This window comes from Streptomyces cavernicola, assembly GCF_029968035.1.
GTDB classification, from domain to species: domain Bacteria; phylum Actinomycetota; class Actinomycetes; order Streptomycetales; family Streptomycetaceae; genus Streptomyces; species Streptomyces cavernicola.
This window is the reverse complement of the sequence record NZ_JASCIQ010000081.1, coordinates 1-10,108: the sequence shown is the minus strand read 5'-3', so window position 1 is coordinate 10,108 and position 10,108 is coordinate 1. Positions and strand designations below refer to the sequence as shown.

General features: G+C 72.7%; 7 protein-coding genes. 1 reads left to right on the top strand and 6 read right to left on the bottom strand.

Annotated features, from left to right (window positions below; genetic code table 11):
* Positions 1 to 27: 27 nt before the first annotated feature.
* From QIS96_RS37375 to QIS96_RS37350, 6 genes are all read right to left on the bottom strand, one after another.
* On the bottom strand, positions 28 to 1,194 hold the full coding sequence (locus QIS96_RS37375; RefSeq protein ID WP_282547347.1) for an acyl-CoA dehydrogenase family protein: 1,167 nt from the start codon (positions 1,192 to 1,194) through the stop codon (positions 28 to 30).
* The gene (locus tag QIS96_RS37370; RefSeq protein ID WP_282547346.1) at positions 1,194 to 3,050 is read right to left on the bottom strand and encodes an ATP-binding protein; all 1,857 of its coding nucleotides are present in this window, start codon (positions 3,048 to 3,050) and stop codon (positions 1,194 to 1,196) included. The genes QIS96_RS37375 and QIS96_RS37370 overlap by 1 nt, the downstream gene beginning before the upstream one ends.
* An 11-nt stretch (positions 3,051 to 3,061) precedes the next feature.
* Positions 3,062 to 4,666 carry an acyl-CoA carboxylase subunit beta gene (locus QIS96_RS37365; RefSeq protein ID WP_282547345.1) on the bottom strand — a complete coding sequence of 535 codons (1,605 nt, stop codon included), beginning with the start codon at positions 4,664 to 4,666 and terminating at the stop codon, positions 3,062 to 3,064.
* Entirely contained in the window at positions 4,663 to 6,387 is a 1,725-nt protein-coding gene (locus QIS96_RS37360) for an acyclic terpene utilization AtuA family protein (protein WP_282547344.1), read from the bottom strand. Before QIS96_RS37360 ends, QIS96_RS37365 begins: the two co-directional genes overlap by 4 nt.
* A complete protein-coding gene (locus QIS96_RS37355; RefSeq protein ID WP_282547343.1) occupies positions 6,380 to 7,174 on the bottom strand; it encodes a TIGR03084 family metal-binding protein in 795 nt (264 codons plus the stop codon). The genes QIS96_RS37360 and QIS96_RS37355 overlap by 8 nt, the downstream gene beginning before the upstream one ends.
* Positions 7,175 to 7,851: 677 nt before the next feature.
* Positions 7,852 to 8,769: an EamA family transporter gene (locus QIS96_RS37350; RefSeq protein ID WP_282547342.1), complete on the bottom strand. Its 918-nt coding sequence runs from the start codon at positions 8,767 to 8,769 to the stop codon at positions 7,852 to 7,854.
* Between the two features lie 179 nt (positions 8,770 to 8,948).
* Here QIS96_RS37350 and serC point away from each other — a divergent pair, with 179 nt between their 5' ends.
* Positions 8,949 to 10,067: a phosphoserine transaminase gene (serC, locus tag QIS96_RS37345; RefSeq protein WP_282547341.1), complete on the top strand. Its 1,119-nt coding sequence runs from the start codon at positions 8,949 to 8,951 to the stop codon at positions 10,065 to 10,067.
* Positions 10,068 to 10,108 lie beyond the last annotated feature (41 nt).

Sequence of the window (10,108 nt, the reverse complement as noted above, 5' to 3'; positions counted from 1 at the left end):
TCCCTCCCCGGGCCCCGCAGGTCCACGTCAGTACGACTTGGGCAGGCCCAGGGACTGGTGGGAGACGTAGTTGAGGATCATGTCGCGGCTCACCGGAGCGATCCGGGCCACGCGGGACGCGGTGATCAGGGAGGCGAGGCCGTACTCGCGGGTGAGGCCGTTGCCGCCGAAAGTGTGCACCGCCTGATCGACCGCCTGCACACACGCGTCCCCCGCGGCGAACTTCGCCATGTTCGCCGCCTCCCCCGCCGCGACGTCGTCGCCCGAGTCGGACAGCTGGGCCGCCTTCTGCATCATCAGGCGGGCCAGCTCCAGGTCGATGTGGGCCTTGGCGAGGGGGTGCGCGATGGCCTGGTGGGCGCCGATGGGCTGCTTCCAGACGCTGCGCTCCTTCGCGTACGCGACCGCGCGGGACACCGCGTACCGGCCCATGCCGACGGCGAACGCGGCCGTCATGATGCGCTCCGGGTTGAGCCCGGCGAAGAGTTGCAGCAACCCCGCGTCCTCGTCGCCGACCAGGGCGTCCGCGGGGAGCCGGACGTCGTCGAGGACCAGCTCGAACTGCTTCTCCGGGGCCTGGAGTTCCATGTCGATCCGGTTGCGCCGGAAGCCGGGCGCGTCCCGGTCGACGATGAACAGGCAGGCCTTGAGGCGGCCCGTGCGGGCGTCCTCGGTGCGGCCCACGATCAGCGTGGCGTCGGCGATGTCGACGCCGGAGACGAAGACCTTGCGCCCCGTCAGGATCCAATCGCCGGAGGCCGGGTCGCGGCGGGCGGTCGTCGTGATGCGGTGTGAGTTGGAGCCCGCGTCGGGTTCCGTGATGCCGAAGGCCATCGTGCGGGAGCCGTCCGCCAGGCTCGGCAGCCAGGCCCGCTTCTGCTCCTCCGTGCCGAACCGGGCGATGACCGTGCCGCAGATCGCCGGCGAGACGACCATCATCAGCAGCGGGCAGCCCGCGGCCCCCAACTCCTCAAGGACGATGGAGAGTTCAGCGACCCCGCCGCCGCCCCCGCCGTACTCCTCGGGCAGGCTCACGCCCAGGTAGCCGAGTTTCGCGGCCTCCGCCCACAGCTCCTCGGGGTGGCCGCCCTCGCGGACGACCTTGGTCATGTACTCGCGGCCGTAGCGCTTGCCGAGCGCGGCCACGGCGGCGCGCAGTTGCTTGTGCTCCTCGGTTTCCAGGGTGGCGGCCATCAAGAGTCCTCTTCCTGTACGACGGCGAGCAGGGCGCCGACCTCGACCTGGCGGCCGGGGGCGGTGTGGAGCGCGGTGAGCGTGCCGGAGGCGGGAGCGGTGACGCGGTGCTCCATCTTCATCGCCTCCAGCCACAGCAGGGGTTGGCCGGCCTGGACGGCGACGCCTTCGGCCAGGCCTTCCGCGAGCCGTACGACGGTGCCGGGCATGGGCGCGAGCAGTGAGCCGGGCGCCCGGTCGGCGGCGGCGTCGGGGAAGCGGGGCAGGGCGGTGAGGGCGGCGCCGTTGACGTGGACGCGACCGTCCGGGTAGGCGGCGACCCTGAACTTCCGCTGTACGCCCGCGACTTCGAGGACCACGAGCGTGCGGCTCGTCCGGAGCACCCGTACGCCCCCGGCCTCCACACCGGTGCGCGTGTGCCGGTAGCGGACCTCGTGCTCGGCCCCGTCCGGCTCGCTGCGGTACCGCTTGACCTGGTCCTGGGAGTGCAGGCTGCGGAAGCCGCCGAAGCGGGACCGGCCGTGCGCGTCGGCGAGCGCCGCGGCGAGCGGTGCGTGCGGGTCGGGCTCCGGGGCGGTCAGGGCGTCCAGGTGGCGCTCGTAGAAGCCGGTGTCCATGCGGGCCGCGGCGAACTCCGGGTGACGAAGGGACCGTACGAGGAAGTCGCGGTTGGTGACCGGGCCGTGCACCTCGGCCCGCTCCAGGGCCCCGGCCAGGCGGCGCAGCGCCTCGGCGCGGGTCGGGGCGTGGGCGACGGCCTTGGCGAGCATCGGGTCGTAGTGCACGCCGATGGTGTCGCCGTCCGCGCAGCCGGTGTCGACCCGGACGTCACGGATCGAGAAGCGGTGCAGCGCGCCGGTCTGCGGGGCGAAGCCGTGCGCCGGGTCCTCGGCGTACAGGCGGGCCTCGACCGCGTGGCCGCGCGGGTGCGGCGGCTCCGGGTCCAGGGGGGCGCCCTCGGCCACCCGGATCTGCAGGGCGACCAGGTCGAGCCCGAACACGGCCTCGGTGACGGGGTGTTCGACCTGGAGGCGGGTGTTCATCTCCAGGAACTGCGCCCGCCCGTCCCGCCCGACCAGGAACTCGACGGTGCCCGCGCCCACGTAGCCGGTCGCCCGCGCGGCCCGTACGGCCTGCTCGTACAGCGACTCCACGAGGGCGGGGGCGAGGCCGGGCGCGGGGGCCTCCTCGATGACCTTCTGGTGGCGGCGCTGCAGCGAGCAGTCGCGGGTGCCGAGCGGCCAGACGGTGCCGTGCGCGTCGGCGAGCAGCTGCACCTCGACGTGCCGGCCGCCCTCGACGTACGGCTCGACGAACACCTCCCCGTCCCCGAACGCGCTCACCGCCTCGGCCCGCGCGGCCGCCAACTCTCCGTCCAGCTCGGCAAGTTCGCGTACGACGCGCATGCCGCGTCCGCCGCCGCCCGCCGCCGCCTTCACCAGGACCGGCAGGTCGGCCTCCGTGACGTCCGCCGGCGGGGCGACGCCCATCAGCTCCTTGGCGCGCGTCTTCGACGCCATCGCCTCGATCGCCTCCGGCGGCGGCCCGATCCACTTCAGGCCCGCGTCCGTGACGGCCCGCGCAAAGTCGGCGTTCTCGGACAGGAACCCGTAGCCGGGGTGGACCGCGTCGGCCCCGGCGGCCTGCGCGGCCTTCACGATCAGGTCGCCGCGCAGATACGTGTCGGCGGGCGCCGACCCCGGAAGCCGTACGGCCGTGTCCGCCTCGCGCACGTGCAGGGCGTCCGCGTCCGCGTCGGAGTGCACGGCGACCGTGGCGATGCCGAGCTCGCGGCAGGTGCGGAAGACACGGCAGGCGATCTCGCCCCGGTTGGCCACCAACAGCGAAGTAATCATGGGGATTTCCCTCACATCCGGAAGACGCCGAAGCCGCCGCGCGCGCCCTCGTACGGGGCCGTGTGGATCGCGGACAGGCAGATGCCGAGGACCGTCCGCGTGTCCCTCGGGTCGATCACGCCGTCGTCGTAGAGCCGCCCGGACAGGAACATCGGCAGCGACTCGGACTCGATCTGCTGCTCCACCATGGCGCGCAGCGCCGCGTCCGCGTCGTCGTCGTAGGGCTGGCCCTTCGCGGCGGCGGACTGCCGGGCCACGATCGACAGGACGCCCGCGAGCTGCTGCGGGCCCATGACGGCGGACTTGGCGCTGGGCCAGGCGAACAAGAACCGCGGGTCGTAGGCGCGGCCGCACATGCCGTAGTGCCCGGCGCCGTACGAGGCGCCCATGAGCACGGACAGGTGCGGGACGCGGGAGTTGGAGACCGCGTTGATCATCATCGCGCCGTGCTTGATGATGCCGCCCTGCTCGTACTCCTTGCCGACCATGTAGCCGGTGGTGTTGTGCAGGAACAGGAGCGGGATGTCGCGCTGGTTGGCCAACTGGATGAACTGGGCGGCCTTCTGCGACTCCTCGCTGAACAGGACGCCCTGCGCGTTGGCGAGGATGCCGATCGGGTAGCCGTGCAGCGTCGCCCACCCGGTCGCGAGGGACGGCCCGTACAGCGGCTTGAACTCGTCGAAGTCGGAGCCGTCGACGATCCGGACGATCACCTCGCGCGGGTCGAAGGGCGTCTTGAGGTCGCCGGGCACGATGCCGAGCAGCTCGTCCTCGTCGTACTCGGGGGGCTGTACGGAGACCGGGTCCGGATCTGCGTACGCCTTGCGCCAGTTGAGGCGGGCGACGACGCGGCGGCACTGGCGCAGCGCGTCCGGCTCGTCAGCGGCGAGGTGGTCGGCGAGGCCCGAGGTGCGGGCGTGCATCTCGGCGCCGCCGAGGGACTCGTCGTCGCTCTCCTCGCCGGTGGCCATCTTGACCAGCGGCGGGCCGCCGAGGAAGACCTTCGCCCGCTCCTTCACCATGATCACGTGGTCGCACATGCCGGGCACGTACGCGCCTCCGGCGGTCGAGTTGCCGAAGACCACGGCGACGGTCGGGATGCCGGCGGCGCTGGACTGCGTGAGGTGTTTGAAGAGCGCCCCGCCCGGGATGAAGATCTCCTTCTGCGAGGGCAGGTCGGCGCCGCCGGACTCGACGAGATGGATCGACGGCAGCCGGTTGGCGAGCCCGATCTCATGCGCGCGGAACGCCTTCTTCAGCGTCCAGGGGTTGCTGGCTCCGCCGCGTACGGTCGGGTCGTTGGCGGTGATCAGGCACTCGACGCCCTCGATGACGCCGATGCCGCAGACCATCGCGGCGCCCACGTGATAGTCGCTGCCCCAGGCCGCGAGCGGCGACAGCTCCAGGAACGGGGTGTCGGGGTCGAGCAGCAGCTCGATCCGCTCCCGCGCCGTCAACTTGCCGCGCCCCCGGTGCCGTTCGACGTACTTCTCCCCGCCGCCCGCGAGCGCCTTCGCATGCTCGGCGTCGAGCGCGTCGAGCTTGTCGAGCATGGCGGCGCGGTGCGCGAGGTGGTCGGGGTCGGCGGGATCGAGAGCCGACGGAATGACCGTCACAGCAGAACCTCCGGTAGGTCGACGTGCCGGGAGCGCAGCCACTCCCCCAGGCCCTTGGCCTGCGGATCGAACCGCGCCTGCGCGGCCACCCCGTCGCCGAGGAGCCCCTCGACGACGAAGTTCACGGCGCGCAGCCGCGGCAGCACATGCCGTACGACTCTCAACTCCACGACTTCCGGCAGGAGTTGACGGAGCCGTTCGACGGTCAGTTCATGGGCGAGCCAGCGCCAGGCCGCGTCGTCGCGCACCCACACGCCGAGGTTGGCGTCCCCGCCCTTGTCGCCGCTGCGGGCCCCGGCGACCAGGCCGAGCGGGGCGCGCCGGGTCGGGCCGGCGGGCAGCGGCTCGGGCAGTCCGGGCTCGGGCACGGGCGCGAGGGGCCTGGTGCGCGCGGGCGGCGGGATGTCGATCCGCGCCCCGTCCGGCAGTACGGCGACGTGCGGGACCTCGCCCTGCTCGACGTACGCGGCACGGAACACCCCGTACGGGGCGCCCTTGCCGGGCGGGGCGGTGACGTGGAAACCGGGGTAGCTGCCGAGGGCCAGCTCGATCGCGGCGCCGCTGACGGCCCGGCCGACGGCCTCCTGCTCCGGGTCGCGCACGACGAGCCGCAGCAGGGCACTGGCGGTCTCCTCGGTGCCGGCGTCCTCGCGATCGGTCCGCGACAGCTCCCAACGCACCTCGCTAGGCCGGGACTTGGCGCGCGCGAAGGCGTCCTCGACCTGTGCCTTGACCAGCTCGGCCTTGGCGTCGACGGCGAGCCCGGTCAGCACGAACACCACCTCGTTGCGGAACCCGCCCAGCCGGTTGAGCCCGACCTTGAGCGTCGGCGGCGGCGCCTCCCCGCGCACCCCGTCGACCCGCACCCGGTCCGGGCCGTCCGGCGTGAGGCGTACGGAGTCGAGACGGGCGGTGACGTCGGGGCCCGCGTACCTGGCGGGGCCGGTCTCGTAGAGGAGCTGGGCGGTGACGGTGTCGACGTCGACGTAACCGCCGGTGCCGTCGTGCTTGGTGATGACGCTCGACCCGTCCGCGTGGATCTCCGCCAACGGGAAGCCGGGCCGCCGCAGTTCCCGCACCGGGTCCCGCCCGGCCGCGTCGAAGAACGCGTAGTTCCCGCCGGTCGCCTGCGTACCGCACTCCAGCACGTGCCCGGCGACGACGGCCCCCGCGAGCTCGTCGTACGCGTCCGCCGCCCAGCCGAAGTGCGCGGCCGCCGCACCGGTGACAAGGGCGGCGTCGGTGACGCGGCCGGTGACGACGATGTCGGCCCCGGCCCGCAGGCAGGCGGCGATGCCGTGCCCGCCGAGGTAGGCGTTGGCGGTGAGCACGCCGTCGCCCCAGCCTCCGTACCCGCTGAGATCGTCCCCTTCGACGTGCGCGACGGCACTGGACACGCCGAGCCGCTCACCCAACTCCCGTACGCGGGCGGCCAGTCCGGCGGGATTCAGCCCGCCCGCGTTGACGACGATCCGCACTCCCCGGTCGTGCGCGAGCCCGAGGCACTCCTCGGCCTGCCGCAGAAAGGTCTTGGCGTACCCGAGCTGCGGGTCGCGCAGCCGGTCGCGGCCGAGGATGAGCATCGTGAGCTCGGCGAGATAGTCGCCGGTCAGGACGTCGAGAGGGCCGTCGGTGAGCATCTCGCGCAGGGCGTCGAAGCGGTCCCCGTAGAACCCGGAGGCGTTCCCGACCCGCAGCGGGCGGTCCGTACCGCTAGCCACGGGCGCTCCCGGGCGTACGCCCCTTCCCCGGCAACCCGGCGAAACACTGCGCGATGTCGAGCCACCGGTCGGCGTCCGCGCCCTCCGCCCGCAGATCGAGGTCGTCCCGGTGGGCGCGCTGGACGACGAGCCGACAGAAGTCGTACGCGGACCCGGTGACGCACTGCCCGGCCCCCTCGTCCCCGTAGACCCACAACTCCCCGTCAGGACCGACGAGTTCGACGCGAAACTCCCCCTCCGGCACGGGCAGGCCGTGCACCCCGAAAGCGAAGTCCCGCGTCCGTACGCCGAGGTGGACGACGTGCCGCAGCCGCGCGGTGGGCTCCGGCCGCACTCCGAGCGCGTCCGCGACGTCGAGGCCGTGCGCCCAGGTCTCCATCAGGCGGGCGGTACCCATCGACGTGACGCTCATCGGCGGCCCGTACCAGGGCAGCCGCTCCCCGGCCGGGCGCGCCCGCAGCACCCGCTGCAACTCCTCGCGCCCCTCCCGCCAGCGCACGAGCAGCTCGCCCGGCGGGAGTACGACCAGCTCCTCGGCCCCCTCGTCCACGAACGACTCGGGCGCGGCGACCGCCTTCTCCACCTCCCGCGCGAAGCTCTCGGCGTCGGTGGCGGCGAGCAGTGCGGTGGCGTCGGTCCAAGCCAGATGGGCGATCTGATGCGCCACGCTCCACCCCGGCGCGGGCGTGGGCGCCGCCCACTCCTCATCACTCAACTCCCTTACCAGGGCGTCGAGTTCAGCACTTTCGTCACGCAGGTCGTCGAGCACGTACACGGGGTCGGGCACGGGCGCTCCCCTCACGGATGCGGTGTGCGGCGAGCATGGCAGCGCAGCAAGAAACAATCAAGCGTGCTTGAAAAAGACCACCCACGGCAGACACCCCCGGGCCTCCACCCCGGCCCCCGGCTCGTCATTCGACTACCGCGCCGCCGTGGCCGGTCACGCAGTTCCCCGCGCCCCCATTTCGAGGCTCCGCCCCGAACCCCGGCTCGTCATTCGACTACCGCGCCACCGTGGCCGGTCGCGCAGTTCCCCGCGCCCCCATCTCGGGGCTCCGCCCCGAACCCCACTCCTCAAGCGCCGGAGGGGCTGAATTTCCCGCCCTGGCGCTGGATTTCCAGGGGACGCAGCCCCGGTCTTTCAGGGGCGCGGGGCTGCGACATCAGCGGCTCCGCCGCGGGGCGCGACCAGCCACGACGACGGGACAACCGAACGACGGGCCGGCCCTTCAGGGGCGCGGGGAACTGCGCGACCAGCCACGACGGCGGGACAGCCGAACAACAACCGGGGGCCGAGGGGGGCGAAGCCCCCTGACAGGGGCGCGGGGAACTGCGCGGCCAGCCACGACGGCGCGGCAGCCGAACAACAACCGGGGACCGGGGGCGAAGCCCCGAAAAGGGGTCTGGGGCGAAGCCCCGGGGCCGTCCGCGAGGACTTTCGGGAAGGGGCGGGGAGGGGAAGATTCAGCCGGCGACCTGCGTCCGCACAGCCCCCATACTCGCCCCCACCACCAACGCAATAGCCAACGCATCAGTCCAGGCCAGCGCCTGATCCAGGATCAGGAACCCCGCCGTCGCGGCGATCGCCGGCTCCAGGCTCATCAGGATCGCGAACGTCGGCGCGGGCATCCGCCGCAGCGCGAGCATCTCCAGGGTGTACGGCAGTACGGACGACAGGATCGCCACCCCCGCCCCGAGCAGCAGCGTCATCGGCACGAGCAGCTTCTCGCCGGACTCGACGATCCCGAACGGCAGACTGAACACCGCACCGACGGCCATCGCGAGGGCCAGCCCGTCCGCCTGCGGGAACCGCCGGCCGGTACGGGAGCTGAACACGATGTACGCGGCCCACATCGCCCCCGCCGCGACCGCGAACGCCGCACCCACCGGGTCGAGTCCGCCGAACCCGCCCGCCCCGCCGAGCAGGAACACCCCGCCGAGGGCGAGCGCCGCCCACACTGCGTTGACGGCACGGCGCGAGGCGAACACCGAGAGGGCCAGCGGGCCGAGGACCTCAAGGGTGACGGCGGGACCGAGCGGGATCCGGGCGACGGCCTGGTAGAACAGCCCGTTCATCGCGGCCATCGTCACGCCGAAGACGAGCACGGTGCCCCAGTCGGCCCGTGCGTACCCGCGCACCTTGGGCCGGCAGACGAGCAGCAGCACGACGGCCGCCGCGACCAGGCGGATGGTGACCACGCCGAGCGCACCGGCCCGCGGCATCAGCGTCGCCGCGAGCGCCGCGCCGAACTGCACCGAGATGCACCCGGAGAGCACGAGCCCGATCGGCCCCGCGCCGCCGCCGCGGGATCGCGGAGCGACCGCCTCTACGGCCGGCGGTGCGGTGGTGGCCTGGGGGGCGGTCTGCGGGCTTGCGTTCACGGGGGCCTTCCTGAGGTGTCACGGTCTCTCGAAGCAGTGTGCAGCATCCTGAACTATTCCGTCCAACGTACTGAACTGATCATGCTCGATCGTCCGCTCCTCGCCAGCCCGTTCGGACACGGCGTCTCGGGAGGTGGACCGGGAGAACCCCCGGTCCGGGGACCCGCTAGGCTCACGACGTGGCTGAGATCCAGATTCCCGCTGACATCAAGCCCGCCGACGGCCGGTTCGGCGCGGGCCCCTCCAAGGTGCGTACGGAAGCGCTCGACGCTCTGGCCGCCACCGGTACCTCCCTGCTCGGAACGTCCCACCGCCAGGCCCCGGTCAAGAACCTGGTCGGCCGCGTGCGCGAGGGCATTCAGAGCCTCTTCCAGCTCCCCGAGGGCTACGAGGTCGTCCTCGGCAACGGCGGCTCGACCGCGTTCTGGGACGTCGCGACGCACGGCCTGATCGAGAACAAGTCGCAGCACCTCTCGTTCGGCGAGTTCTCCTCCAAGTTCGCCAAGGCCGCCAAGCTGGCCCCGTGGCTCGCCGAGCCCACGGTCGTCCAGAGCGAGCCGGGCACGCACCCACTCCCGCAGGCCGAGGCGGGCGTGGACGTGTACGCGTACACGCACAACGAGACCTCCACCGGTGTCGCCGCCCCCATCAAGCGGGTCGAGGGCGCCGACGAGGGCTCGCTCGTCCTGGTGGACGCCACCTCCGGCGCGGGCGGCCTGCCCGTGGACATCACCGAGACGGACGTCTACTACTTCGCGCCGCAGAAGTCCTTCGCCGCCGACGGCGGCCTGTGGCTCGCCGCGTTCTCCCCGGCCGCCATCGAGCGCGCCGAGCGGATCCACGCGAGCGGCCGGCACGTCCCGGAGTTCTTCTCGCTCCCCACGGCGATCGACAACTCGCGCAAGAACCAGACGTACAACACCCCGGCGCTCGCCACCCTGTTCCTGCTCGCCGAGCAGCTGGACTGGATCAACGGCCAGGGCGGTCTGGACTGGGCCACGGCCCGCACGAAGGACTCCTCGACCCGCCTGTACTCCTGGGCGGAGGAGTCCAAGTACGCGAGCCCCTTCGTCGCGGACCCGGCGCAGCGCTCGCAGGTCATCGGCACGATCGACTTCGCCGACGACGTGGACGCGGCCGCCGTCGCCAAGGTCCTGCGCGCCAACGGCATCGTCGACACCGAGCCGTACCGCAAGCTCGGCCGCAACCAGCTCCGCATCGCGATGTTCCCGGCGATCGACCCGGCGGACGTCCAGGCCCTCACGGCCTGCGTGGACTACGTGATCGACAAGCTGTAACCAGCACGCCCGTACGTCACGAAGGGCCCGGCACCGCGAAG